A 26,889-nucleotide genomic window follows, 5' to 3' on the forward strand; every position below is an offset into this window, starting at 1 on the left:
TATAAACCTATTAACTTAATCCAAACTTAAAAGCTTAAAGTTTTACACAAGTTGTGGATAACTCACCTTATTCTGTGAATTTAATAGTATTTTTGGATGATTTTTTTGTGTATAAGATGTGAAATGAAGTGTGTATATGATAAAATAGAAGAATGAAAATAAAAATTGTAACAGTAGGAAAACTGAAAGAGAAATACTTAAAAGATGGTATTGCTGAGTATACCAAACGAATTTTACGTTTCGCCAAATTAGAAATGATTGAGCTCGCTGATGAGAAGACACCTGACAAAGCCAGTGAATTAGAAAATCAAAAAATTTTGGAAACAGAAGGCGCAAGAATTCTTTCTAAGGTTGGAGAAAGAGACTTTGTCGTTGTACTAGCCATTGAAGGAAAAACACTCTCCTCAGAGGAATTTAGTAAGCAACTAGAGCAGGCTTCTATAAAAGGATATTCAACTCTTACTTTTATCATTGGAGGAAGTTTAGGTCTAGCTCCTGTTGTAAAAAATAGGGCTAATCTTTCTGTCAGTTTCGGACGTCTAACCTTACCACATCAGTTAATGAGATTGGTTTTAATTGAACAAATTTACCGAGCTTTTACAATTCAGCAGGGATCTCCTTATCACAAATAGAAGATTGACTTAGCTCTTGTTTTTTGATAGAATGTTCATGTTAGGTCTCATAGCTCAGCTGGATAGAGCATTCGCCTTCTAAGCGAACGGTCGCAGGTTCGAATCCTGCTGGGATCAATTTTAGATGCAAAGCTGGGAGTTTTCCCAGCTTTTTTCTTAAAAAAGTGCGTTTCAGGTGCAAAAATGTACAGTTGAGAAAAATTTTTTCTTACATGGTCTTCATTTTGTATAATAGATTTGTAAGTTAACTTACAAGAAAAAAATAATACAGGAGATTTCATTATGAAAAATACAGTAAAATTGGAACAATTTAAAGAGGTAACAGAGGCAGAATTGCAGGAGATTCGAGGTGGAGATTGGAGAATTTCAGAAACAATTCGTAATCTTATTTTTCCAAGAAGAAAGTAATGAAATAAAGGTAGAGAGTAATGGATTTATTTGGATTAGGGATAGCTATTTTTTATTTTCTCATCATTAGCAAAAGTTATGAATGGATTTGTAAAATAAATAGAAAAGAACAAATTGTTTTTTTCTCTTACACATGCATCTCAGTTTTTATACTTGAAGAAATTATTACACTAGTATTTTCTAATAGTTTTGCTTTGTCTAAATTTTTATTTCCTTTGGTTGTGTACCTTTATTTAAGAAAGTTAAAGAAGTCTGAAAAATACAAAGCTATTTTTATCAGTTTACTACTGTCTTTATTATATCACAGTACTCATACTTTTATATCCGTAACCTTATCTTCTATAATAGGAGATGAAGTAGTATTACACTATAAAAGTACATTCCTTTTAGTAGTATTGTTAATGACTTATTTTTCTATTCTAATAATAATTCGTTATTTTCATCTGGATATTAAATATTTTGATAAAGATTATCTGTATCCTTTTTTAAAAAAAGTAATAGTTGCTTTCTTTGGTTTACATATCTTATTGTTTATTTCAGATATAGTAAGTACAACTCATCATTTAAATAGCTTCGGAAGTATTTTATCAACCATTGTTTTTATTTGCTTGTTATTGATTTTCTTTGCAATGAATTCTCACAAGATTCAAATTGAAAAAGAGATTGCTCTAAAACAAAAGAAATTTGAACAAAAACATTTACAGACTTATACTGATGAAATTGTGGAGTTGTATAATGAAATTCGAGGTTTTCGTCATGATTATGCAGGAATGCTTGTCAGCATGCAAATGGCGATTGACAGTGGAGATTTACAAGAAATTAACAGGGTTTACAATGAAGTCCTAGTAAAAGCAAATCAGAAATTGAGGTCAGAAAAATATACTTACTTTGATTTAAATAATATAGAAGATTCTGCTTTACGAAGTTTAATTGCTCAATCGATTGTCTATGCACGAAAAAATGATGTAGAGTTTACATTGGAAGTAAAGGATATCATTACTAGACTGTCAATAGATTTACTTGATCTTGTTCGTATCATGAGCATTTTACTAAACAATGCCGTTGAAGGTGCTGCAGATAGTTATTTGAAACAAATGGAAGTTGCAGTCATTAAAATGGATTTTGAAACAGTTATAGTTATCCAAAATTCATGCAAAATCACTATGACGCCTTCAGAGGATCTATTTGCCTTAGGTTTCTCTACCAAGGGAAGAAATAGAGGTCTAGGACTTAATAATGTCAAAGAGATTTTAGATAAGTATGACAACATTATCTTAGAAACAGAGATGGAAGACAACACATTTAGACAAATTATTAGATTTAAGAGGGAATTCGAATGAAAGTATTAATTTTAGAAGATGTTATTGAGCATCAAGTGAGACTAGAGAGAATATTGAATGAAATCTCTGAGGAATCGAATATTCCTATTTCATATAAGACAACAGGAAAAGTTCGTGAGTTTAAGGAATATATCGAAAATGATGAAGTAAACCAGCTTTATTTCCTAGATATCGATATTTATGGAATTGAGAAAAAGGGATTTGAAGTGGCTCAGTTTATTCGTCATCACAATCCTTATGCTATTATTGTCTTTATTACCAGTCGATCTGAATTCGCTACTTTAACTTATAAGTATCAGGTATCAGCTTTAGATTTTGTAGATAAGGACATCAATGATGAATTGTTCAAAAAACGTATCGAGCAGAGTATTTTTTACACTAAGAGCATGCTGCTTGAAAACGAAGATGTTGTAGACTATTTTGATTACAACTATAAGGGAAATGATTTGAAAATTCCTTACCATGATATTCTGTATATCGAAACAACAGGTGTTTCTCATAAATTGCGAATTATTGGTAAGAATTTTGCCAAAGAGTTTTATGGAACTATGACAGATATTCAGGAGAAGGACAAACATACCCAGCGATTTTATTGCTCCCATAAATCTTTCCTTGTCAATGTAGGAAATGTGAGAGAAATTGATCGAAAAAATTTAGAAGTTGTCTTTTATGAAGATCATCGTTGTCCTATTACCCGTTTGAAAGTTCGTAAACTAAAAGATATTCTAGAGAAAAAATCTAAAAAGTGATTGACAATAAGTAAGAAATTGATATAATGGTTATATCTGCTACAGATAGATGGTCCGTTGGTCAAGGGGTTAAGACACCGCCTTTTCACGGCGGTAACACGGGTTCGAATCCCGTACGGACTATTTTATCCGCCATAGCTCAGTTGGTAGTAGCGCATGACTGTTAATCATGATGTCGTAGGTTCGAGTCCTACTGGCGGAGTTAGATAAAAAGAACACCATCTGGTGTTCTTTTTATTCTTAGTTTGTATCACCTAACATTTTCATAAGGAAGTCTGTCATTTCTTGCGGACTTTCTTTTTTCCCATGAGCAATCCAAGTCTGACAAACACCAAATAGGGCATTTGTTAGATAAATACTGCTATATTCTAACTCAATTGAATTTAGTTGTAGTTGCATAAAACGTTTCTGAAGATCAGTACTAAGCATAATATGCAGTTTATTTCTCAAAAAATTTTGGATTTCTTTGGTTCCATTTTCAGAAAGAAGAGCAGCCAGAAGTGGTTCTGATTCTAGATATTCAAATACTTCTAGAATAGCATCTCTTTTATGATGAACATGTTTTTGGAAGATATATTCAAATGTATGAAATAACTTACTTTGATAGTGTTCAATCATATCATACTTATCTTTGTAGTGAGTGTAGAAGCTAGAACGACTAATTCCGGCTTTTTCTGCTAATTTGACAGTAGAAATTTGATCAAAGGGCTGGTCCATCAATAATTGAACCATGGCATTTTCGATAATTCGTTTTGTTTTTAAACGTTTGTTACTTTCTTTCATAATTTCTCCTTGTAAACAAAAATAGACTATGTGTCTAAAAAAGTATTTTTTACCTTGTAATTTGGATTTTTTGATGTATAATCTATTATATCAAAAATTTAGACAATATGTTTAAAAAAGGAGGAAATATGTTTAAAGAATGGAAAGCAATATTTAAAAAACCGACCTTTATCATTGTAATGATAGGGATTTCTCTCATTCCAGCTTTATACAACATTATATTTTTATCATCCATGTGGGATCCTTATGGGAAATTATCAGAGCTACCTGTTGCAATTGTCAATAAAGATAAGGAAGCTTCTTATAATGGACAGACAATGACAATAGGTGAAGACATGGTGTCTAATTTAAAAGAAAATAAGACTTTAGATTTTCATTTTGTTAATGAAGAGGAAGGGGAAAAAGGTCTAGAAGATGGTGACTACTACATGGTAGTAACTTTACCAAGTGACTTATCTGAAAAGGCTACTTCTATTCTAACAAATCATCCTGAACAAATGCAGATTGATTATCAGACGTCAAGTGGGCATAGCTTTATTGCAAGTAAGATGAGCGATTCTGCAATGACACAATTAAAACAAACTGTCTCTACTAATATTACTGAAACATACACTAAGGCTTTATTTCAAAAAATGAATGATTTGAAGTCTGGGATAAACAAGGCAGCTGATGGAAGTGAACAATTAGCTAATGGAGCCGATCAGTTGGTGACGGGAAGTCAAACGTTGACAACAAATCTTAATACTCTAGCTAATTCAACTGTAACTTTTTCAAATGGAGCGGATCAATTTACAAAAGGCTTATCTAGCTATGTGTCTGCTATAGAGCAATTACATATTGGTTTAGGAACTTTTAATAGTGGTTTACAAAGTTATACAAATGCTGTCTCACAGGTTGACACTGGACTTGATCAATTAGTTTCAAAAACTCCTGAGTTGGTGACAGGTGTAAATCAGCTAAATACAGGTATAAAGTCCTACACAAGTGGGGTTTCACAATTGGATACAGGTCTCAATCAATTTTCAGTTGGTGTAAATGCTTATACAAGTAGTGTGAAAGAACTTTCTAACGGAACAAGTCAATTATCCAATCAATCAGATACACTAAGAGATGGAATGGAACAATTAAATACTGGTATTAAAGAAATTTCAAGTCAATTAGAGTCCTCATCTCAACAAAATAAAGAAATAGCGCAATTGGCAACAAGCTTAGGAGAACTAAATAAAACACTACAAGCTCTTACAATATCAGATGACACTCAACTGAAAAGTAAATTTTCAGAAGCTTTGCCAAATCTAACAACTCTTGCACAGGATATTGTGACTAAAAGTCAGACAGAACAAGAGAAAACTATTGCTAACCTTCAATCAACAGCTACTTATCAATCTCTTACAGAGGAACAAAAGAAAGAACTGACAGAAGCTATTTCTAAAAATTCTAATTCTACTATTGAGTCAGCAAAAACAATTTTAACGACAGTAGGGGGATTAAAAGAAAGTATAGAGAATTCAGAACAACAAGTATCTAATCTATCTGATGTGCAGACGAAAGCAAATCAACTCTTACCTGCAGCATCTAGCTCCTTGACAACCTTGTCAAATGGATTTACAACATTACAAACTTCTGTAAATAATCAGTTAGTTCCTGGAAGTCAGTCAATTGAAAAAGGAGTTGTAAACTATACTAAAGGATTGGATACTATTTCTATAGGTGCTAATCAACTAAGTGAAAAGAATGCAAGTTTAACAACTAGTCTAGATCAATTAGTTTCTGGATCAAGTAAGTTGACAGAAAACACATCAACCTTGACAGCTGGAGTAGATGCGTTAGCTGGAAAAGCTCCAGAATTAGTATCAGGTATAGAAAGTTTGTCATCTGGTTCTGCTCAATTGAATAATAAGAGTCCAGAGCTGATAGCAGGTATTACTACATTACAATTTGGCTCTGGTCAATTAACAGATAAATCAACACAGTTACTTTCTGCAGCATCTCAACTAGGAAGTGGCGCTATGAAGATTGCAGATGGTGCTGGAAAACTAGCAGATGGTGGAACAACTTTAACCTCTAGTCTTGAAGATTTACAAACAGGAGTTGATTCATTAGGACAAGGATTAGGCAATGCTAATAATCAACTCAAATCAGCTTCGACAGAATCTAAAAATGCAGAAACATTATCTGAACCTCTAGTTCTCTCAAAAACAGACAATGACCAAGTTCCTGTGAATGGGATTGCCATGGCTCCTTATATGATATCAGTTGCTCTTTTTGTTGCTGCTATATCTACCAATATGATTTTTGCTAAGTTGCCTTCTGGACGTCATCCAGAGAGCCGTTGGGCTTGGTTGAAGTCTCGCTCTGAAATAAATGGGATTATAGCTGTCTTAGCAGGTGTTTTAGTTTATGGAGGTGTCCATCTTATTGGATTGACTGCGAACCATGAGATGAGGACCTTGATTCTAATTATAATCACAAGTTTAGCTTTCATGTCTATGGTGACAGCTTTAACAACTTGGAATAGTCGTATAGGAGCTTTCTTCTCTCTTATTTTACTTTTATTACAGTTAGCATCAAGTGCAGGGACCTATCCACTTGCTTTGACAAATGATTTCTTTAAGGGTGTCAATCCTTGGTTACCAATGAGTTACTCTGTATCAGGTTTACGACAAACAATCTCTATGGCAGGAAATATTCATCACCAAGTGATTTTCCTTATTATAACACTAGCTTTCTTTACTGCTTTAGGTATGCTAGCTTATCAACCTAAGAAAATGGAAGAAGATTAAAAAGATTGACCAAGGAATTGGTCAATCTTTTTCTGTCTTAGATAAATTTCGTCTGTGATTATAGATCCCAAAAAGAAGAAGGGCAGTTAGTGAGCAGGCTGCTCCAATAACAAAACCATTGGGGATAAAGGAAAGTGTAATGGTGCCTTTTCCTTTTGGAACATCAACTTTCATAAAACCAGTTTGAGCCTGCTTGATTTCAAGTTTTTTCCCATCCTGGTATGCAGACCAACCTTTGTCATAAGGAATAGTGAAGAAAATAGAGGTATCTTGTTTTACTTCATATGTAGCAAAGACTTTATTTTTAGAGGTGTATACTTCTACAGGTTGTTCTTTAATCTTTTGGATTGCTTCAGTTAGGGCCTGAGTATCTAAACGATAGAAGGTTGGAGATTCAAATGACACCTGAGAATTTCCAGGGAAACTAACACTGATATTGAAAGTTTTTTGTTCTTCAGTATAACCCAAATTAAAGAAATTAAATGCATTGTCAGTTGTAAAAGTCTTCTTTTCTCCATTGACAATGATGTCAACTTTCTTTTGCTTATCGTTTGTAAAATGAAGATTTGAAAAAGAGAGATAGACTTGACTATTTTGAGGAACCTCAATTTGATAATCAATCTTTGCATCTTCATTAGCAGAACCTGTGATGCTCGTTAAACCATCTGAAGTATCTGTTTTATCATATGCTATTTGGGAGAAGTAATCTAAGTTGAGATTAGCAAGCTGGTTTATAAATAAAGCCTGATTATCTAGAGTGTGATTGTTAAAGTTTACATCTGTGTAAATAGATTGAGTGGCAAAGGCAATGGGTAAAGAGAGTTGATTTTTATATAAGGTTAAATGATCCTTTTGATAAATCTCTTGAAAGCCATACTTATCAAGTGAAGTTTCAGAAATATTGTATTGGATTCCAAATAAACTGTCTGCTAAAAGACTGTTATTTGCATAACGGAGATTGAGGTTGGTTCCAGAGGATTTGAATCCCAGTTTATCCAAACTAGTGCTAGCTGAACGATTTCGTACAGACGAAAATTGAGAGATTCCATTGTAGTTAAATTTCATACTGTCATTTCCGGTCTGAATTTGCAGTTTTTCAGTACGTGTAAATGGATTGTCAATTTGGTTTAGAATGGATTCCATAGCGGTGATATCTCTATTATAGGCACTACGAGAAGCAAAGGCCCATTCTTTAGCTATTCCTTCCATTTGAGATGAAGCATTTAAGCTTATCTCAACTGTTATAAATAAAGACAAAAGAATTGCAAATAGATTTATAGAGATAAATTTTCTAATGACTGCAAGAAGTAAAAGAGCATAAACTAGTAGAAATTCAAGAGTGAGTAGGATATTCAAATCTGTTAGAAAAGAATAGTGTGATTTAAAATAGACAGTAGCCAAAAATCCTGTTAGTACAAGAAAAAGTGAGACAAATAGATTCCATAGCTTCAGTTCTTTCAGACGATTTAAGACTTCTGCTGCAGTATAAATTAACAGAGTGGAAAAAATCCAAGCATAGCGATGCAAAAACATATTTGGAGTATGCATCCCTTGCCAAAATAAATCAAGTGCTTCTATGTAAAAGCTTGTTATTAAAAAAGTAAAGAAAAATGCATAGGTAAGTTTCACGTGAAACTTTATGGATTTTATTGTGAAAAATAGAATGGTTAAAATAAAGGGAAGCAATCCAACAAAAATCATTGGTATAGATCCATACTTAGTTGTATCAAAAGATCCAATGAATTGTTTTGCGAAAATATCCAGATACCAGCTACTATCTGTCTTTAATTTTGTGATGGTAGTCAACTTCTCACCGTGAGTTTGTAAATCAAACAGTGTAGGAAGAGTCATAATCAAACTAGTCATTCCAGCTAAAAAGGAGGTAACAACAAAATCAAGAAAAGATGATTTTCGAGTTTTAAAGTCCCAAGAAATTTGGCAGAGATACCAGAAAATAAGAAACAATACTGTCATATACCCAAAATAATAATTTTGAATAAATAAGATTGACAAACTTGTAAAGTATAGTAGGCGCTTCTTTTGTGTTATAAGTAGGTATAAACCAGTTATAATTAAAGGAATCAAGATAAAAACATCTAGCCAGGTTTTTATCTCTAACTGACTAACGGTAAAGCTCATTAGAGCATAGGAAGTAGATAAGGCAAGTTTTAAAAATTTTGGGATATCTTTAAATAATCTAGTCAAACTAAAGAAGGTTGACAGACCAATCAATCCAAATTTTAAGAGAGTGGTTAGATAGACAGCATCTGGCATATTCGACAGATTAAAAAAGTAAACTAGGGGTGAAAGAAAACTACCCAAGTAATAACTAGATAGAGCATAGAAATTCAGTCCGAGGCCACTTGTAAAGGTGTAAAACAAACTACCATTTCCATGCAGAATATTTCGTAAAGCTACATCAAAAATAACGTATTGATGGAAACCGTCTCCTAATAGTGGAGATGCATCGCTATTCCAGTAGATACCTTGAGTTAGGTATACTCCAGTCATAATTACTAAAGGAATGATGAAAGAAACAAAATAGGTCCAATATGTTTTAAAAAATGATTTCATGTTACCTCGTAGAATGATAGAAAACTCAGTTGGTTACCCCAACTGAGTTTTGAAGTCTTATTTAATCTTTCCAAAGTTCTTTAACTTTTGCTTGTACTTCTGCATTTTCTAGGAATTCATCATAGGTTTCATCGATACGATCAATCACGCCATTCTTAGATAAAACAATGATATGGTTTGCCAAAGTTTGGATAAACTCGTGGTCATGACTGGCAAAGATGATTGATTCTTTAAAGTTTTTCAATCCATCGTTCAAGCTTGAGATAGATTCCAAGTCCAAGTGATTTGTTGGATCATCAAGTACAAGGACATTTGATTTCAAGAGCATGAGTTTTGAAAGCATGACACGTACTTTTTCTCCCCCTGACAAGACGTTTACAGGTTTGTTAACCTCATCTCCAGAAAAGAGCATACGACCGAGGAAACCACGTAGGAAGGTATTGTCATCTTCTTCTTTACTTGCAAATTGACGCAACCAGTCAAGGATTGACTCTCCTCCTGCAAAATCAGCCGAGTTGTCTTTTGGTAAGTAAGAACGGCTAGTAGTAACTCCCCACTTGACGGTTCCTTCATAGTCGATGTCATCCATGATTGCACGAATTAATGCAGTCGTTTGGATGTCATTTTGTCCAATAAGAGCTGTCTTATCACCTGGACGCAAGATGAAACTAATATTGTCTAGGATAGTTTCGCCATCAATCTTTACAGTTAAATTTTCTACTGTCAAGAGATCATTACCAATCTCACGTTCTGCTTTAAAGTTGATAAATGGATATTTACGACTAGATGGCACAATCTCTTCTAGTTCAATCTTGTCAAGCATTTTTTTACGAGATGTTGCTTGTCTTGATTTAGAAGCATTAGCAGAGAATCGAGCAACGAATTCTTGCAATTGCTTAATTTTTTCTTCTGCCTTGGCATTACGGTCTGCTAGCAATTTAGCAGCGAGTTCAGAAGATTCCTTCCAAAAGTCATAGTTTCCGACATAGAGTTTGATTTTTCCAAAGTCAAGGTCGGCCATATGAGTACACACTTTGTTTAAGAAGTGACGGTCGTGGGATACTACGATAACGGTGTTATCAAAATCAATCAAGAAGTCTTCTAACCAAGTAATCGATTGGATATCTAAACCATTGGTTGGCTCGTCCAAAAGAAGAACATCAGGTTTACCAAATAAGGCTTTAGCAAGGAGAACCTTCACTTTTTCACCATTGGCTAATTCGCTCATGTTTTGATAGTGCAATTCTTCTGGAATGTTTAGGTTTTGAAGTAGTTGAGACGCTTCACTTTCTGCTTCCCAACCTCCAAGTTCAGCAAATTCACCTTCGAGTTCGGCTGCACGAACACCATCTTCATCTGAAAAATCTTCCTTCATGTAAATGGCGTCTTTTTCTTTCATGATGTTGTAAAGTTTTTCATTTCCCATAATAACGACATCAATAACTCGCTCATCTTCATAGTCAAAATGATTTTGACGGAGAACAGAGAGACGTTCATCTGGACCAAGAGAGATGTGACCAGTTGTTGGCTCAATATCACCAGCTAAGATTTTTAAGAATGTAGACTTTCCAGCACCATTAGCACCAATCAATCCGTATGTATTTCCTTCTGTAAATTTGATATTGACATCATCAAAAAGTTTGCGATCACTAAAACGTAGTGAAACATCAGATACTGTAAGCAATGTTTTTCTCCTATAATATGTAATACATTTATTCTACTAGAAAAGAGAGAAATATTCAAATTTTTGTTTGTCAATTTTATGTCAATTAAGTTTACAGGTTTATTTACAATGAGTTAGTTGTTTGATTTAAATAATTTTCTGTTATTTTAACAAAAAAATGCTATAATTGAAGAGACCATTTCGAAGGAGAAAAAAATGACGAAACCCATTATTTTAACAGGAGATCGCCCAACAGGAAAACTGCATATTGGACATTATGTTGGGAGTCTTAAAAATAGAGTATTACTGCAGGAAGAAGACAAGTATGACATGTTTGTTTTTTTGGCGGACCAACAAGCATTGACAGATCACGCCAAAGATCCTCAAACGATTGTAGAATCGATTGGGAATGTTGCCTTGGATTATTTAGCAGTTGGATTGGATTCAAGTAAATCAACTATCTTTATTCAAAGCCAGATTCCAGAGTTGGCTGAGCTGTCTATGTACTATATGAATTTGGTATCACTAGCTCGTTTGGAACGGAATCCGACAGTAAAAACAGAGATTGCTCAAAAAGGGTTTGGAGAAAGTATTCCGACAGGATTTTTGGTTTATCCGATTGCGCAAGCAGCAGATATTACTGCCTTCAAGGCTAATTATGTTCCTGTTGGGACAGATCAGAAACCAATGATTGAGCAAACTCGCGAGATTGTTCGTTCCTTTAATCATGCTTATAATTGTGATGTCTTGGTGGAGCCGGAAGGTGTTTATCCAGAAAATGAGAGAGCAGGGCGTTTGCCTGGTTTAGATGGAAATGCTAAAATGTCTAAATCCCTTAATAATGGTATTTATCTAGCAGATGATGCGGATACGTTGCGTAAAAAAGTCATGAGCATGTATACTGATCCGGATCATATTCGAGTGGAGGATCCAGGTAAGATTGAAGGAAACATGGTTTTCCATTATCTAGATGTGTTTGGTCGTCCAGAAGATGCTCAAGAAATTGCGAATATGAAAGAACATTATCAACGTGGTGGTCTTGGTGATGTGAAGACGAAACGTTATCTACTTGAAATATTAGAACGCGAACTTGGTCCTATTCGTGAGCGCCGTATCGAATTTGCTAAGGATATGGGAGAAGTGTACAATATGCTTCAAAAAGGTAGTGAGAAAGCGCGTGAGGTTGCGGGGCAAACTCTATCTGAAGTTAAGGGAGCAATGGGACTAAATTATTTTAAATAATAGATAAAATATGAATCGTAAAACTATCTCTTCCATAGGATCACAGGGATAGTTTTTTATGATTTCTACCATAAATATAATTGACAAATTTTCATAGAATGGTATGATAGATACAATACAAAAAGAGTCAAGCTCAAAAAGAAAGAAAAGAGGAAACTTCAATGTCTAATTGGGATACTAAATTTTTAAAAAAAGGTTTTACCTTTGATGATGTATTGCTCATTCCAGCAGAAAGTCATGTGTTGCCTAATGATGCAGATTTAACAACAAAATTGGCAGATAATCTGACTTTAAATATCCCAATTATAACAGCCGCCATGGATACAGTCACAGAAAGTCAAATGGCTATTGCCATTGCTCGTGCGGGTGGTCTTGGAGTAATCCATAAAAATATGTCTATTGCGCAACAGGCAGATGAAGTTCGCAAGGTAAAACGTTCTGAAAATGGTGTTATTATTGATCCATTCTTCTTGACTCCAGAACACACTATTGCTGAAGCAGATGAACTGATGGGACGTTACCGTATCAGTGGTGTTCCAGTTGTGGAGACACTTGAAAATCGTAAATTGGTTGGTATTCTAACAAACCGAGATCTTCGCTTTATTTCAGATTACAATCAGCCAATCTCAAACCATATGACCAGTGAAAATCTTGTTACTGCTCCTGTTGGTACAGATCTTGCAACAGCTGAAAGTATTCTTCAAGAACACCGTATTGAAAAACTTCCTTTGGTTGATGAAGAAGGTCGTCTTTCTGGCTTGATTACTATTAAAGATATCGAAAAAGTAATTGAATTTCCTAATGCAGCAAAAGATGAGTTTGGTCGTCTTCTAGTTGCTGGTGCAGTAGGTGTTACTTCAGATACATTTGAACGTGCAGAGGCTCTTTTTGAAGCAGGAGCGGATGCGATTGTTATTGATACTGCACATGGTCATTCTGCAGGTGTCTTGCGTAAAATTGCTGAGATTCGTGCTCACTTCCCAGACCGCACTTTGATTGCGGGTAATATTGCCACTGCAGAAGGTGCGCGTGCTCTTTATGATGCAGGTGTAGATGTTGTCAAAGTCGGTATCGGACCAGGTTCTATTTGTACCACTCGCGTGATTGCAGGGGTTGGTGTTCCACAAGTGACAGCAATCTATGATGCGGCAGCAGTTGCGCGCGAATATGGAAAAACGATTATTGCTGATGGTGGAATCAAGTACTCTGGAGATATCGTGAAAGCCCTTGCTGCAGGTGGGAATGCAGTTATGCTTGGATCAATGTTTGCAGGAACAGACGAAGCACCAGGTGAAACGGAAATCTTCCAAGGACGTAAGTTTAAGACCTACCGTGGTATGGGATCAATCGCTGCAATGAAGAAAGGTTCAAGTGACCGTTATTTCCAAGGTTCTGTCAATGAAGCAAACAAACTTGTTCCAGAAGGAATTGAAGGACGTGTTGCCTATAAAGGCGCAGCAGCTGATATTGTCTTCCAAATGATTGGTGGTATTCGCTCTGGTATGGGTTACTGTGGTGCAGCTAACCTTAAAGAATTACACGACAACGCTCAATTTATTGAAATGTCTGGGGCTGGTCTAAAAGAAAGTCATCCTCATGATGTACAAATCACTAATGAGGCACCAAACTACTCCATGTAAGTAGTAAAAAAGAACTCCTGATTTTCAGGAGTTCTTTTTGTTTACAGTATTGTCAATGTTGATTTACAGAAATTTTACCGTTTTGAATGTTGAAAATACTAAGGTTTTCTGGCAAATTTTGCAAGTGGTCTAAACTTGTTGTTGTGATAAAGGTTTGGATAGATTGAGAAATGGTTTCTAGTAATTTTAGTTGCCGAGTATTGTCAAGTTCGCTCATAACATCATCAAGCAGTAGTATCGGAGACTCGTTTGTAATACTTTCCATTAGCTCAATCTCTGCTAGTTTGATAGAAAGAACAAGGCTGCGATGTTGACCTTGGCTTCCAAAACTAGCGTCCATTCCATTGATATAAAAAGCAATGTCATCTCGATGAGGGCCAACTCCAGTATTCTTTTTATATAAGTCTCTGGATCTGCTTTTCTCCAAAGCAATTTTAAAGGAACTTGTCAGCTGTTCTTCATTAGTGAAGTTGACAGACGATTGATAAGATATTGACAACTCTTCCAATTTATTTGAAATTTCTAAGTGTTTTTTTTGACCAAATTTCTCTAAGTCTTTAATGAATTTTATCCGATGCTTTATAACGCGACAACCATACTCTATTAACTGATCATCTAAGACTGACAGAAATGTTTCATCAATCTTCTGGCTGGATTTTAGATAAGTATTTCTTTGCTTGAGTATGTGATTATAGTTTGACAAGTCTGACAAGTAGATTGGTTTAATTTGTCCCAGTTCGATGTCTATAAACTTTCGACGGACAGAAGGTGCTCCCTTAATTAGCTGGAGATCTTCAGGTGCGAAGAGGACAACATTCATATGTCCGATGTAGTCTGATAGGCGAGCTTGTTTTAAGTGATTGACCTTGGTCACACGCCCTTTTGGCGTTAAATCAATTTCTAGAGGGATAGAGCTTGTTTTCTTCTGTAGCAAGCCAGAAAGATGGAGTTGCTCGTCATCAAAATGAATGAGATTTTTATCTGTACGAGTCCGATGACTACGTGTCAAGGCTAAGAAATAGATTGCTTCTAGAATATTGGTTTTTCCTTGTGCATTTTGACCTAGGAAGACATTTAATTTTGGATTGAAATCAATTTTTGCCTCTTTGTAGTTTCGAAAGGTTTTAATTGTTAAATGTTGGAGCCACATGGTTATCTTCCTGGAAAACGTGGAACTTGTTTGGTTTTAGGTGATGAAGAAGTTTTTTGTTTTTCTTTCTTGACACCTTTATTCATCTCTTTGACAAGTTTAGCAATTCGCTCTTTCTCAATCTTATCTGCTTGATACTCTTCTTGCTCTTTTAAACTTGGTTGTGTCAAGGTGATGTCAATCTTTAAATCAGGAATGTCAATCGTATCTCCAACACGAATTTTTTTCCCACGTCTACTTTCTAACTCACCATTAAAGTAAACTTGATGATCCATTAAAAAGGATTTGATAGCACCACCGCTTTGTATAATTCCAAGTTCTTTTAGGAGGGCTTGGAGCGTAATAAATTCTTCAAATAATTTGTATTCCATAATTCACCTCAATCTTTGGTATTATACCATATTTTCCTTGAAATAGCTGAAGGAAAGTTAGTTGAAATGAAAACGGTTTTACTCTTTAAAGCTATAAAGAGAACAAGAAAAATTTTGATTTTCGTGGTATAATAGAACTCTATATGTAAGGAGGTAAGGTATGGAATTAGTGCCTGGAATTTCAGCACATTTTGTTCAATCCAAAAAGTTTAAAACAAATAAAATCACTATTCGTTTTACTGCTCCCTTATCTCTTGAGACAATAGCAGGACGCATGTTAAGTGCAAGTATGTTGGAGACGGCAAATAAAGCTTATCCCACATCACAAGCATTTCGCAGATACTTGGCAAGTTTATATGGAACAGATATTTCCACAAGTGCTTATCGTAGAGGACAGGCACATATTCTTGACTTAACATTTACCTACGTGCGAGATGAGTTCTTGAGTAAAAAAAATGTCTTGACTTCTCGAATTTTGGAATTGGTGAAACAGACTTTATTTGCTCCCTTAGCTCAAGATAGTGCTTTTGAGCCAGCCCTATTTGAAATTGAAAGAAAACAGTTATTGGCTAGTTTAGCTACTGATATGGATGATTCATTTTATTTTGCTCATAAGGAGTTGGATAGCTTGTTCTTCCATGATGAGCGTCTTCAATTGAGATACAGTGATTTACGAAATAGCATTTTAAATGAGTCTCCGGAAAGTAGCTACACTTGCTTTCAAGATGCTCTGAAAAATGATCGTATTGATTTCTTTTTCTTAGGTGACTTCAATGAAGTAGAAATTACAGAATCACTGAAGTCATTACCCTTTACAGCTAGAGAGAACGGCGTCACTATCCAGTACCATCAATCTTATTCGAATGTTCTACGAGAAGGAATGTTTCAGAGGAATGTTGGGCAATCTATTTTGGAATTAGGCTATCATTCTCCTGTAAAATATGGTGATGATGAGCATTTGCCCATGCTTGTGATGAATGGTTTGTTGGGTGAATTTGCACATTCAAAACTTTTTACAAACGTTCGTGAAAATGCTGGAATAGCCTATACAGTCTCGAGTCAATTGGATTTGTTTAGTGGTCTGTTAAGGATGTATGCGGGTATTGATAGAGAAAATCGAAATCAGGCTAGAAAAATGATGAATCATCAATTGCTAGATCTAAAAAAGGGTAACTTTACAGATTTTGAACTTGAACAAACAAAGGAGATGATTCGACGATCTTTGTTGATGGCTCAAGATAATCAACAGACCCTAGTTGAAAGAGTCTATTTGAATGCTCTATTGGGAAAATCAAGCTTTGATATGGATCGATTGGTGGCAAAATTAGATAGTGTTGATAAAGAAGCTGTCTGTAAAGTTGCCAACAGTTTGAAGTTACAAGCGATTTACTTTATGGAAGGAGTAGAATGACAAAGGTTACTTTTGAAGAAAAATACTATCCTGCTGTAAAGGAGACAGTCTATAAAACACAATTGTCAAATGGATTGACAGTTTCTTTACTCCCTAAACAAGATTTCAATGAGGTTTATGGGATTGTAACAGTTCAATTTGGTTCTGTAGATGCAACTTATACAAGTTTGAAAAAAGGTTTACGTCATCATCCAGCAGGAATTGCACATTTTCTTGAACATAAATTGTTTGAAAGAGAAAATTCTGAGGATATAATGGCTGCTTTTACTCGATTAGGTGCGGACAGTAATGCCTTTACAAGTTTTACTAAGACCAGCTATCTTTTTTCAACAATTGATTATCTATTAGAAAATTTAGATTTGCTAGATGAGTTAGTCGGAGATGTTCATTTTACAGAAGAGCCTATTTTGAGGGAACAAGCTATTATCCAGCAAGAACGAGAAATGTACCAAGATGATCCAGACTCACGTTTGTTTTTTGCAACATTAGCCAACCTTTATCCTGATACTCCTTTAGTGACAGATATAGTTGGAAGTGAAAAATCAATTTCTGAGATTCAAGTTTCAAATTTAAAAGAGAACTTTACAGACTTTTACAAACCTGTCAACATGTCACTGTTTTTAGTTGGAAATATTGATGTAAAAGTTGTTGAGGAATACTTTTCGAAAAAGGAAAAGAAGACTCTAGAACAGTTTACAGTTACAAAAGAGCAACTACCCTTACAGCCTGTGAAGCAAACAGATAGTCTTCGGATGGAAGTTTCTTCACCCAAACTTGCTGTTGCGATTAGAGGTAATGGGCAAATAACAGAAGCTGAGTCTTATCGTTACAATATTTTATTGAAATTACTATTTACGATGATGTTTGGTTGGACTTCTGATCGTTTTCAAAGGTTATATGAGACTGGGAAGTTAGATGCGTCATTGTCACTTGAGGTTGAAGTCAACAGTCGCTTTCATTTTGTGATATTGACAATGGACACCAAAGAGCCTGTTTCTCTGTCGCATCAATTTCGTAAAGCGATTCGTCAGTTTAGTAGTGATGCGGATATTACAGAGGAACATTTAGATCTTGTTAAGAGTGAGATGTTTGGGGAGTTTTTCAGTAGCATGAACTCCTTGGAATTTATTGCAACTCAATACGATCCGATGGATTGCGGAGAAACAATTTTTGATTTTCCAAAAATTTTACAGGAAATTACTTTGGAGGATGTTCTAGAAGCTGGACATCGTTTGATTGATAATGGTGATCTAGTTGATTTTACAATCTTTCCAGCTTAAAAGATGACTAATACTAGAAAGAAGGAATGGTACGTATGAGAAAAAAAACAATTGGCGAGGTTCTACGTTTAGCTAGAATTAACCAGGGATTGAGTTTGGAAGAATTACAGGAGAAAACTGAAATTCAGTTGCATTTTCTAGAAGCTATGGAGGCAGATGATTTTGATCAACTTCCTAGTACCTTCTATGCTCGTTCTTTTTTAAGAAAATATGCCTGGGCAGTAGAGTTAGATGAAAGAATTGTTTTGGATGCATATGATTCAGGTAGTATGATCACTTATGAAGAGGTAGATGTCGATGAAGAAGACTTGTCTGGTCGCAGACGGTCAAATAAGAAAAAAACGTCTTATCTCCCCTTGTTTTATTTCGTTCTATTTGCTTTGTCAATTTTAATTTTTGTCACTTACTATGTCTGGAACTACATCCAAACTCAGCCAAGTCCTTCTTCAGCTAATTATAGTGTTGTGAGCTCGACTAGTTCAACCACCTCATCTAGTTCATCTTCTAGTAGTCAGACGTCTAGCTCGTCTTCTACTACGGAATCAACTATTACAGTGTCAGGCGAAGGAAATCGCATTGAAGCTCGGTATAAAACGAGTAAGGAAACTGCTACTGTTCAATTGGCAGTTTCAGATGAAGCTAGTTGGGTTAGTGTTTCAGGAAGTGAGCTGGAGGGTGGTGTGACACTATCCGCAGACAATAAGAATGCAAAAACAATAGTCTCAACTAAGAGTCCCGTTACTATTACTTTAGGTGTAGTGAAGGGAGTTACTGTGACTGTGGACAATCAAACGATTGATACTTCGAAGCTGACAACTCAGACTGGAACTGTAACACTTATATTTACTACAGATTAAGGAAAAATCAATGAAAAAAGAACAAATTCCTAATGTATTAACTATTGGTAGAATTCTCTTTATACCTCTCTTTATTCTTATTTTGACTTTGGGCCATTCACAAGGCAGTCATTTGCTAGCAACGATCATCTTTGCAGTTGCTAGTGTAACGGATTATCTTGATGGCTACCTTGCTCGTAAATGGAATGTAGTCAGCAATTTTGGAAAATTTGCAGATCCGATGGCTGATAAGCTGTTGGTTATGTCAGCTTTTATCATGTTAATTGAGTTAGGTATGGCTCCAGCTTGGGTTGTTGCTATTATCATTTGTCGTGAACTTGCGGTGACAGGCTTGCGCTTGTTGCTTGTTGAGACGGGAGGGACAGTTCTAGCAGCAGCTATGCCAGGGAAAATCAAGACCTTTAGTCAGATGTTTGCCATTATCTTTTTGCTCTTACATTGGAATTTAATTGGTCAGCTGTTGCTTTATATCGCTTTGTTTTTCACTATCTACTCTGGTTATGATTATTTTAAGGGTAGCGCTCATGTATTCAAAGGAACATTTGGTTCAAAATGAAATCGATTATTGAAGTAAAAGATCTGTCTTTTCGTTATAAGGAAGACCAGGATCATTATGATGTTAATAATGTCTCGTTTCACGTGAAACGGGGAGAATGGCTTTCGATTGTAGGTCATAACGGGAGTGGGAAATCGACAACTATCCGTTTGATTGATGGATTGCTTGAAGCAGAGTCTGGGGAAATCTGGATAGATGGGCAATTGTTGTCCTCTGAGAATGTTTGGGACTTGCGTCGACAAATTGGTATGGTTTTTCAAAATCCAGATAACCAATTTGTGGGGGCGACTGTTGAAGATGATGTTGCCTTTGGTTTAGAAAATCAGGGACTTCCTCGTGAAGAAATGAAGAAGAGAGTGGCCGAATCTTTGGAGTTGGTAGGGATGCTGGACTTTAAGAATAGAGAACCAGCTCGTTTATCTGGTGGACAAAAACAGCGTGTGGCTATTGCGGGAGTTGTTGCCCTGAGACCAGCTATTTTGATTTTGGACGAGGCTACAAGTATGTTGGATCCTGAGGGACGCAGAGAACTGATTCAGACAGTTCAAGAGATTCGAAAAGACCACCAGATGACAGTCGTCTCCATTACACATGACTTGGAAGAAGTTGCGATGAGTGACCGTGTCTTGGTCATGAAAAAAGGCCAAGTGGAGTCAACCAGCAGCCCAAGAGAACTTTTTTCTCGGGATGACCTTGACCAGATAGGGTTGGATGAACCTTTTACTAATCAATTGAGAGAATCTTTGAGAGAGACTGGTTATCAGTTGCCGGATGGCTATTTGACAGAAGGAGAGCTAGAGGAAAAGTTATGGGAATTACTCTAGAAAATGTGAGCTTTACCTATCAAGAGGGAACTCCCCTATCTTCATCAGCCTTGACTGATGTTTCTTTGACGATTGAGGATGGTTCCTATACAGCTTTAGTAGGGCACACAGGTAGTGGAAAATCAACGATTTTACAGCTTTTAAATGGCCTATTGGTACCAAGTAAGGGTTCTGTTCAAGTTTTTGATACTGTCATTACCCCTACATCAACCAATAAAGAAATTCGCCAGATTCGAAAGCAAGTCGGTCTAGTGTTTCAATTTGCTGAAAATCAGATTTTCGAAGAGACTGTTTTAAAAGATGTTGCGTTTGGACCACAAAATTTTGGAGTTTCTGAGGAAGAAGCACAGAAAATTGCGCGTGAAAAGTTAGCCTTGGTGGGCATTGATGAGTCACTCTTTGAGAGGAGTCCATTTGAACTTTCGGGTGGTCAGATGAGACGTGTGGCCATTGCAGGGATACTAGCGATGGAGCCTACTGTCTTGGTTTTGGATGAGCCAACAGCTGGACTAGATCCTTTGGGCAGAAAAGAATTGATGACCCTGTTTAAAAAACTTCACCTTGCTGGAATGACAATCGTACTGGTAACACATTTGATGGATGATGTAGCTGCATATGCTGATAAGGTCTATGTTATGGAGAAGGGGTGTTTGGTCAAAAGTGGCAAACCAAGTGATGTCTTCCAAGATGTTGCCTCTATGGAAAATGTACAGTTAGGTGTGCCTAAAATCACAGCCTTTTGTAAACGTTTGGCAGATAGAGGTGTAGCTTTTAAAAAACTGCCAATCAAGATAGAGGAGTTTAAGGAGTCGCTAAATGGATAGTATGATTTTAGGGCGTTATATACCGGGGGATTCCATCATTCATCGCTTGGATCCGCGTAGTAAATTGCTCGCTATGATTCTGTTGATTTTGATTGTATTTTGGGCTAATAATCCCCTCACCAATCTCATTCTTTTTGTAGCGACAGGTATATTTATCGCTTTGTCGGGCGTTTCCCTCTCATTTTTTGTTCAGGGATTGAAATCCATGTTTTTCTTAATTGCTTTTACGACTCTATTTCAACTCTTTTTCATTTCAAGTGGAAATGTCTTATTTGAGTTTTCTTTTATAAGAATAACGGATTATGCTTTGCAACAAGCTGGGATCATTTTCTGTCGTTTTGTGTTGATTATTTTCTTTTCAACTTTGCTAACGTTAACGACCATGCCTTTGAGTTTGGCAGCTGCAGTTGAATCTCTCTTAGCGCCTCTAAAACGCGTGAAAGTTCCTGTTCATGAAATTGGTCTCATGTTATCAATGAGTTTGCGTTTTGTTCCAACCTTGATGGATGACACGACGCGAATTATGAATGCTCAAAAAGCGCGTGGGGTTGACTTTGGCGAAGGTAGCATCGTTCAAAAAGTAAAGGCTATGATTCCGATTTTAATTCCTCTTTTTGCTACTAGTTTAAAACGTGCAGATTCATTGGCAATAGCCATGGAAGCGCGTGGTTATCAGGGAGGAAAGGGTAGAAGTCAGTATAGACAGTTGAGATGGAGTCAAAAGGATACACTGGCGATTCTTGTGATTCTGGTGCTGGGATGTTTCTTATTTTTCTTAAAATCTTAGCAGGTTTGTAGGATTGATAAGAAGCTCACAGTAGCAGATTTTTAGTATAAAGGTAGGAATATGAACCGTTTTAAAAAATCAAAATATCTAATCATCGTTTTTGTCACAGTTCTCGCAGTTTCTGTACTATTAGTGACAACTTATTCAAGTGCTATTGTGACGAAACTAGGAGATGGGATCTCTTTAGTGGATAGAATTGTCCAAAAACCCTTTCAGTGGTTTGACGATTTCAAATCGGATTTGGACCATTTGACGCAGACTTATAATGAAAATGAAAGCTTAAAAAAGCAACTCTACAAACTAGAAGTGGAGTCTAATCAATCAGAAAGTTTAAAAACTGAAAATGAACAACTACGTCAGTTGCTGGATATGAAGTCAAAATTGCAGGCTACAAAAAACTTAGCAGCAGATGTGATTACGCGCTCACCGGTATTTTGGAAGCAAGAGTTAACGATAGATGTAGGAAGTTCAAAGGGTGCTTCTGAAAATATGTTGGCCATTGCAAACGGGGGGGTGATTGGTAGTGTTTCAAAAGTAGAGGAGCATTCAACAACAATCAACTTGCTGACAAACACTGAAAATTCCGACAAAATTTCAGTTAAAATCTTGCATGGTTCTACTGAAATTTACGGAATCATCGTTGGTTATGACAAGGAAACCGAACTGCTTAAAATTAATCAATTAAATAGTAACAGCGACATTAGCACCGGAGACAAGGTGACTACAGGGGGACTCGGAAACTTCAATGTTAAGGATATTCCTATTGGGGAGGTTGTTGCCACAACTCATAGCAGTGATTATCTAACACGAGAGGTGACAGTAAAGTTAAGTGCTGATACTAAAGATCTTCATGTGGTAGAGTTAGTGGGGAATTAGCAATGAGACTGTTAAAACAAGTTGGTATTTTCTTTTTACTTCCTTTTCTTGTGCTAATTGATGCACATATTGGTCAATTAGTAGAATCCTTTTATCCACATTTTCACTTAGCCAGTCATTTTCTGTTTTTATTTCTCTTGTTTGAGACAATCGAAGTGTCAGAGTATCTCTATCTAGCTTATTGCTGTATAGTAGGTTTGGTGTACGATATCTATTTTTTCCACTTGATAGGAATTGCGACACTTTTATTTATCTTGATAGGTGCCTCACTTCACAAGTTTAATAGTGTGACTTTGTTGAACCGTTGGACGAGAATGTTAACAATAGTTGTGATGAGCTTCCTATTTGATATGGGTAGTTATCTCCTGGCCCTTGCTATGGGACTGACAGTAGAATCAATGCCAGTTTTCATTGTCTACAGTCTTGTCCCATCAATGATTTTAAACTTTTTGTGGATGGTGATTTTCCAGTATATTTTTGAAAAATATTATCTATAAGAAAGAAATAAAAATGTAACAAAGGCGTAATATTTATTATGTCTTTTTCTGGTATACTAGTAATGTCTTAAATAGAAGGAGTATCTACACAATATGAAGAAAAAAATCTTAGCGTCACTTTTATTAAGTACAGTATTGGTTTCACAAGCAGCGGTATTAACAACTGTTCACGCTGAAACAACTGATGAAAAAATTGCTGCTCAAGATAGTAAGATTAGTGACTTGACAGCTCAACAAAAAGAAGCTCAACAACAAGTAGATGAAATCCAAACGCAAGTTACAGCTATTCAAACACAGCAAGCAAACTTGCAAGCTGAAAATGAAACACTACAAGCGGAATCTAAAAAACTTGAAGGAGAAATTACAGAGCTCTCTAAGAATATTGTTGCTCGTAATGAATCTTTGGAAAAACAAGCACGTAGCGCACAAACAAACGGTGCTGCAACTAGCTATATCAACACAATTGTAAATTCAAAATCAATTACAGAAGCTATTTCCCGTGTTGCGGCTATGAGCGAGATTGTATCGGCTAACAACAAAATGTTAGAGCAACAAAAAGCTGATAAAAAATCAATCTCAGAAAAACAAGTCGCAAATAATGAAGCAATCAATACTGTCATTGCGAACCAACAAACGCTTGCTGACGATGCACAGACATTGACAACAAAACAGGCGGAATTAAAAGTTGCTGAGTTAAACCTTGCTGCAGAGAAAGCTACTGCAGAAGGCGAGAAAGCTACTTTGTTGGAACAAAAAGCAGCAGCTGAAGCAGAAGCAAAAGCAGCAGCTGAAGCAGAGGCAGCTTATAAAGCACGTCAAACAAGTCAACAAGAATCAGTTGTTGCTTCTGGAAACACAAGTTTCTCAGCTCAAGTGCAAGCAACATCAACGTCAGCATCAGCATCTGACGACGAGGACTCAAGCTACACTCCAGCACCTACTCCGACTCCTACTAGACAACGTCCAACATACAGCTCAAATGCATCAAGTTACCCAACTGGTGAATGTACTTGGGGAGCTAAAACATTGGCACCTTGGGCTGGAGACTATTGGGGTAACGGAGCTCAGTGGGCAACAAGTGCTGCAGCAGCAGGATTCCGTACAGGATCAACCCCACAAGTTGGTGCGATTGCATGTTGGAATGATGGTGGTTATGGGCACGTAGCGGTTGTTACAGCAGTTTCATCATCAACTCGTATTCAAGTGTCAGAATCAAACTACGGTGGAGATCGTACAATCGGAAACAAACGTGGATGGTTCAACCCAACTACAACTTCTGAAGGTTACGTAACATACATCTATCCAAACTAATAAACCAAATAAAGAGGCTCGATTTTGAGTCTCTTTTCTTTTTTTAATTTTAAGTTAGACCAAAAACTAGCAAAAATACTTGAAAATATTGATAAAATGTGGTAGAATGAAACTTGTCGTGTAAACGATAATACTCATTCTTGATGAATTGTGAAACTGTTGCCCTTGGGTCGTTTTGCAAGTTGAAATCGAGGAGAGGAAAAAACAAAAAGGAGAAATACTCATGGCAGTAATTTCAATGAAACAACTTCTTGAGGCTGGTGTACACTTTGGTCACCAAACTCGTCGCTGGAACCCTAAGATGGCTAAGTACATCTTCACTGAGCGTAACGGAATCCACGTAATCGACTTGCAACAAACTGTAAAATACGCTGACCAAGCTTACGACTTTATGCGTGATGCAGCAGCTAACGATGCAGTTGTATTGTTCGTTGGTACTAAGAAACAAGCTGCTGACGCTGTTAAAGAAGAAGCAGAACGTTCAGGTCAATACTACATCAACCACCGTTGGTTGGGTGGAACTCTTACCAACTGGGGAACTATCCAAAAACGTATTGCTCGTTTGAAAGAAATTAAACGTATGGAAGAAGAAGGAATCTTTGACGTTCTTCCTAAGAAAGAAGTTGCACTTCTTAACAAACAACGTGCACGTCTTGAAAAATTCTTGGGTGGTATCGAAGACATGCCTCGTATCCCAGATGTAATGTACGTAGTTGACCCACATAAAGAACAAATCGCTGTTAAAGAAGCTAAAAAATTGGGAATCCCAGTTGTAGCGATGGTTGACACAAACACTGATCCAGACGATATCGATGTAATCATCCCAGCTAACGATGACGCTATCCGCGCGGTTAAATTGATCACAGCTAAATTGGCTGACGCTATCATCGAAGGTCGTCAAGGTGAAGACGCGACAGCAGTTGAAGCTGAATTTGCAGCTTCAGAAGCTCAAGCTGACTCAATCGAAGAAATCGTTGAAGTTGTAGAAGGCGACAACGCTTAATTCAAATAAGTAATCATTACCTAGGAGGGCAGGGCTTAGCCCGGCTCTCCTATTTTAAAAAATATAGGAGAATCAAAATGGCAGAAATTACAGCTAAACTTGTTAAAGAGTTGCGTGAAAAATCTGGTGCTGGTGTTATGGATGCTAAGAAAGCATTGGTTGAAGTTGAAGGTGATATCGAAAAAGCAATCGAATTGCTTCGTGAAAAAGGTATGGCTAAGGCAGCTAAGAAAGCTGACCGTGTTGCAGCTGAAGGTTTGACTGGTGTATTTGTTAACGGTAACGTTGCAGCAGTAGTTGAAGTAAATGCTGAAACGGACTTCGTTGCGAAAAATGCTCAATTCGTTGACTTGGTAAACGCTACAGCTAAAGTAATTGCTGAAGGAAAACCAGCTAACAATGAAGAAGCTCTTGCTTTGACAATGCCTTCAGGTGAAACTCTTGAAGCAGCATATGTATCTGCAACAGCGACTATCGGTGAAAAAATCTCATTCCGTCGTTTTGCTTTGCTTGAAAAAACAGATGCACAACACTTTGGAGCATACCAACACAATGGTGGACGTATCGGTGTTATTTCTGTCATCGAAGGTGGAGATGAAGCACTTGCTAAACAAATCTCAATGCATATCGCTGCGATGAAACCAACAGTTCTTTCTTACAAAGAATTGGATGAGCAGTTCGTTAAAGATGAATTGGCACAATTGAACCACGTGATTGACCAAGATAACGATAGCCGTGCAATGGTTGGTAAACCAGCTCTTCCACACTTGAAATATGGATCAAAAGCTCAATTGACTGATGAAGTGATTGCTCAAGCTGAGGAAGATATCAAAGCTGAATTGGTTGCAGAAGGCAAACCAGAAAAAATCTGGGACAAAATCATCCCAGGTAAAATGGATCGCTTCATGCTTGACAACACTAAAGTTGACCAAGCATACACACTTCTTGCACAAGTATACATCATGGATGACAGCAAGACGGTTGAAGCCTACCTTGATTCAGTTAACGCTTCAGTAGTTGAGTTCGCTCGCTTTGAAGTTGGTGAAGGTATCGAAAAAGCTGCAAATGATTTTGAAGCTGAAGTTGCAGCTACAATGGCAGCAGCTTTGAATAACTAAAGAATCTGAAACAAAATAGTTCTCAGCCACAAAAAAGCTAGAGGTTTCCAATTGAGAAACTGAACTGCACCCCAAAAGTTAGACAGAAAAAATCTAACTTTTGGGGTGTTTTTACTATGAAATTAACTTATGGTGATAAAGTTCAGATCTATGAACTTAGAAAACAAGGATATAGCTTAGAGCAGCTTTCAAATAAATTTGGGATAAACA

24 protein-coding genes, 3 tRNA genes and 1 pseudogene are annotated in these 26,889 nt (G+C 36.5%); 23 read left to right on the plus strand and 5 right to left on the minus strand.

Features of this window, described 5'->3' with window-relative positions:
* The first annotated feature begins 152 nt into the window (after positions 1-152).
* The 7 genes from rlmH (at position 153) to I2H52_RS09500 (ending at position 3,331) form a co-directional block, all read left to right on the plus strand.
* A complete protein-coding gene (gene rlmH, locus I2H52_RS09470) occupies positions 153-632 on the plus strand; it encodes a 23S rRNA (pseudouridine(1915)-N(3))-methyltransferase RlmH (RefSeq protein ID WP_007520969.1) in 480 nt (159 codons plus the stop codon).
* 43 nt (positions 633-675) lie between these two features.
* Positions 676-749, plus strand: a tRNA-Arg gene (locus I2H52_RS09475).
* A 165-nt stretch (positions 750-914) separates the two neighbouring features.
* Positions 915-1,040 (plus strand): competence-stimulating peptide ComC, encoded by a 126-nt coding sequence (gene comC / locus I2H52_RS09480; protein WP_000799678.1) that lies wholly within the window; start codon positions 915-917, stop codon positions 1,038-1,040.
* Positions 1,041-1,060: 20 nt separating this feature from the next.
* A complete protein-coding gene (gene comD, locus I2H52_RS09485; protein WP_049550146.1) occupies positions 1,061-2,380 on the plus strand; it encodes a competence system sensor histidine kinase ComD in 1,320 nt (439 codons plus the stop codon).
* Positions 2,377-3,129 carry a competence system response regulator transcription factor ComE gene (gene comE, locus I2H52_RS09490; protein WP_000866082.1) on the plus strand — a complete coding sequence of 251 codons (753 nt, stop codon included), beginning with the start codon at positions 2,377-2,379 and terminating at the stop codon, positions 3,127-3,129. The genes comD and comE overlap by 4 nt, the downstream gene beginning before the upstream one ends.
* Positions 3,130-3,180: 51 nt before the next feature.
* Positions 3,181-3,252: transfer RNA gene (locus I2H52_RS09495), tRNA-Glu, on the plus strand.
* A gap of 5 nt (positions 3,253-3,257) precedes the next feature.
* Positions 3,258-3,331, plus strand: a tRNA-Asn gene (locus I2H52_RS09500).
* A 38-nt stretch (positions 3,332-3,369) separates the two neighbouring features.
* Here the strand turns inward: I2H52_RS09500 and I2H52_RS09505 are convergent.
* Entirely contained in the window at positions 3,370-3,912 is a 543-nt protein-coding gene (locus I2H52_RS09505; protein WP_000665077.1) for a TetR/AcrR family transcriptional regulator, read from the minus strand.
* A 128-nt stretch (positions 3,913-4,040) separates the two neighbouring features.
* Here I2H52_RS09505 and I2H52_RS09510 point away from each other — a divergent pair, with 128 nt between their 5' ends.
* A complete protein-coding gene (locus I2H52_RS09510; protein ID WP_049550155.1) occupies positions 4,041-6,695 on the plus strand; it encodes a YhgE/Pip domain-containing protein in 2,655 nt (884 codons plus the stop codon).
* A gap of 21 nt (positions 6,696-6,716) precedes the next feature.
* Here the strand turns inward: I2H52_RS09510 and I2H52_RS09515 are convergent, their stop codons facing one another.
* Both I2H52_RS09515 and I2H52_RS09520 read right to left on the minus strand, forming a co-directional pair.
* The gene (locus I2H52_RS09515) at positions 6,717-9,269 is read right to left on the minus strand and encodes a YfhO family protein (RefSeq protein WP_195595107.1); all 2,553 of its coding nucleotides are present in this window, start codon (positions 9,267-9,269) and stop codon (positions 6,717-6,719) included.
* Positions 9,270-9,330: 61 nt separating this feature from the next.
* Positions 9,331-10,953 carry an ATP-binding cassette domain-containing protein gene (locus I2H52_RS09520; RefSeq protein WP_000958788.1) on the minus strand — a complete coding sequence of 541 codons (1,623 nt, stop codon included), beginning with the start codon at positions 10,951-10,953 and terminating at the stop codon, positions 9,331-9,333.
* Between the two features lie 195 nt (positions 10,954-11,148).
* Here I2H52_RS09520 and trpS point away from each other — a divergent pair, with 195 nt between their 5' ends.
* Both trpS and guaB read left to right on the plus strand, forming a co-directional pair.
* The gene (gene trpS / locus I2H52_RS09525; RefSeq protein WP_195595109.1) at positions 11,149-12,174 is read left to right on the plus strand and encodes a tryptophan--tRNA ligase; all 1,026 of its coding nucleotides are present in this window, start codon (positions 11,149-11,151) and stop codon (positions 12,172-12,174) included.
* A 161-nt stretch (positions 12,175-12,335) separates the two neighbouring features.
* The gene (gene guaB / locus I2H52_RS09530; protein ID WP_000073416.1) at positions 12,336-13,814 is read left to right on the plus strand and encodes an IMP dehydrogenase; all 1,479 of its coding nucleotides are present in this window, start codon (positions 12,336-12,338) and stop codon (positions 13,812-13,814) included.
* 52 nt (positions 13,815-13,866) lie between these two features.
* On the opposite strand, the gene recF is transcribed toward guaB, so the two are convergent.
* Together recF and yaaA are read right to left on the minus strand one after the other, a co-directional pair.
* Complete coding sequence (recF, locus tag I2H52_RS09535; protein ID WP_195595110.1) at positions 13,867-14,964, minus strand: DNA replication/repair protein RecF; 1,098 nt, start codon at positions 14,962-14,964, stop codon at positions 13,867-13,869.
* Positions 14,965-14,966: 2 nt separating this feature from the next.
* A complete protein-coding gene (gene yaaA, locus I2H52_RS09540) occupies positions 14,967-15,335 on the minus strand; it encodes a S4 domain-containing protein YaaA (RefSeq protein ID WP_000455880.1) in 369 nt (122 codons plus the stop codon).
* Positions 15,336-15,495: 160 nt separating this feature from the next.
* Between yaaA and yfmF the strand changes: the two genes are divergently transcribed.
* The 13 genes and pseudogenes from yfmF to I2H52_RS09605 form a co-directional block, all read left to right on the plus strand.
* A complete protein-coding gene (gene yfmF / locus I2H52_RS09545) occupies positions 15,496-16,746 on the plus strand; it encodes an EF-P 5-aminopentanol modification-associated protein YfmF (protein WP_000424564.1) in 1,251 nt (416 codons plus the stop codon).
* Positions 16,743-18,026: an EF-P 5-aminopentanol modification-associated protein YfmH gene (gene yfmH, locus I2H52_RS09550; RefSeq protein ID WP_195595112.1), complete on the plus strand. Its 1,284-nt coding sequence runs from the start codon at positions 16,743-16,745 to the stop codon at positions 18,024-18,026. Before yfmF ends, yfmH begins: the two co-directional genes overlap by 4 nt.
* Positions 18,027-18,061: 35 nt before the next feature.
* On the plus strand, positions 18,062-18,883 hold the full coding sequence (rodZ, locus tag I2H52_RS09555; RefSeq protein WP_049501296.1) for a cytoskeleton protein RodZ: 822 nt from the start codon (positions 18,062-18,064) through the stop codon (positions 18,881-18,883).
* 10 nt (positions 18,884-18,893) lie between these two features.
* Positions 18,894-19,439 carry a CDP-diacylglycerol--glycerol-3-phosphate 3-phosphatidyltransferase gene (pgsA, locus tag I2H52_RS09560; RefSeq protein ID WP_049501297.1) on the plus strand — a complete coding sequence of 182 codons (546 nt, stop codon included), beginning with the start codon at positions 18,894-18,896 and terminating at the stop codon, positions 19,437-19,439.
* Positions 19,436-20,263: an energy-coupling factor ABC transporter ATP-binding protein gene (locus tag I2H52_RS09565; protein ID WP_195595114.1), complete on the plus strand. Its 828-nt coding sequence runs from the start codon at positions 19,436-19,438 to the stop codon at positions 20,261-20,263. The genes pgsA and I2H52_RS09565 overlap by 4 nt, the downstream gene beginning before the upstream one ends.
* Positions 20,248-21,087, plus strand: a complete 840-nt coding sequence (locus tag I2H52_RS09570) for an energy-coupling factor transporter ATPase (RefSeq protein WP_045618150.1) — start codon at positions 20,248-20,250, stop codon at positions 21,085-21,087. The genes I2H52_RS09565 and I2H52_RS09570 overlap by 16 nt, the downstream gene beginning before the upstream one ends.
* Positions 21,080-21,874: an energy-coupling factor transporter transmembrane component T family protein gene (locus I2H52_RS09575; protein WP_045618149.1), complete on the plus strand. Its 795-nt coding sequence runs from the start codon at positions 21,080-21,082 to the stop codon at positions 21,872-21,874. The genes I2H52_RS09570 and I2H52_RS09575 overlap by 8 nt, the downstream gene beginning before the upstream one ends.
* Positions 21,875-21,934: 60 nt before the next feature.
* A complete protein-coding gene (gene mreC / locus I2H52_RS09580; protein ID WP_045618148.1) occupies positions 21,935-22,750 on the plus strand; it encodes a rod shape-determining protein MreC in 816 nt (271 codons plus the stop codon).
* Positions 22,751-22,752: 2 nt separating this feature from the next.
* The gene (gene mreD / locus I2H52_RS09585; protein ID WP_045618147.1) at positions 22,753-23,247 is read left to right on the plus strand and encodes a rod shape-determining protein MreD; all 495 of its coding nucleotides are present in this window, start codon (positions 22,753-22,755) and stop codon (positions 23,245-23,247) included.
* A 93-nt stretch (positions 23,248-23,340) separates the two neighbouring features.
* Positions 23,341-24,558: a peptidoglycan hydrolase PcsB gene (gene pcsB, locus I2H52_RS09590; protein ID WP_045618146.1), complete on the plus strand. Its 1,218-nt coding sequence runs from the start codon at positions 23,341-23,343 to the stop codon at positions 24,556-24,558.
* A gap of 223 nt (positions 24,559-24,781) precedes the next feature.
* Positions 24,782-25,561 carry a 30S ribosomal protein S2 gene (gene rpsB / locus I2H52_RS09595; RefSeq protein ID WP_000268477.1) on the plus strand — a complete coding sequence of 260 codons (780 nt, stop codon included), beginning with the start codon at positions 24,782-24,784 and terminating at the stop codon, positions 25,559-25,561.
* 77 nt (positions 25,562-25,638) lie between these two features.
* Positions 25,639-26,679 (plus strand): translation elongation factor Ts, encoded by a 1,041-nt coding sequence (gene tsf / locus I2H52_RS09600; RefSeq protein ID WP_045618145.1) that lies wholly within the window; start codon positions 25,639-25,641, stop codon positions 26,677-26,679.
* A gap of 116 nt (positions 26,680-26,795) precedes the next feature.
* A pseudogene (locus tag I2H52_RS09605) lies at positions 26,796-26,889 on the plus strand (transposase); the annotation flags it as partial.

Source organism: Streptococcus oralis, from assembly GCF_015561235.1.
GTDB classification, from domain to species: domain Bacteria; phylum Bacillota; class Bacilli; order Lactobacillales; family Streptococcaceae; genus Streptococcus; species Streptococcus oralis_BK.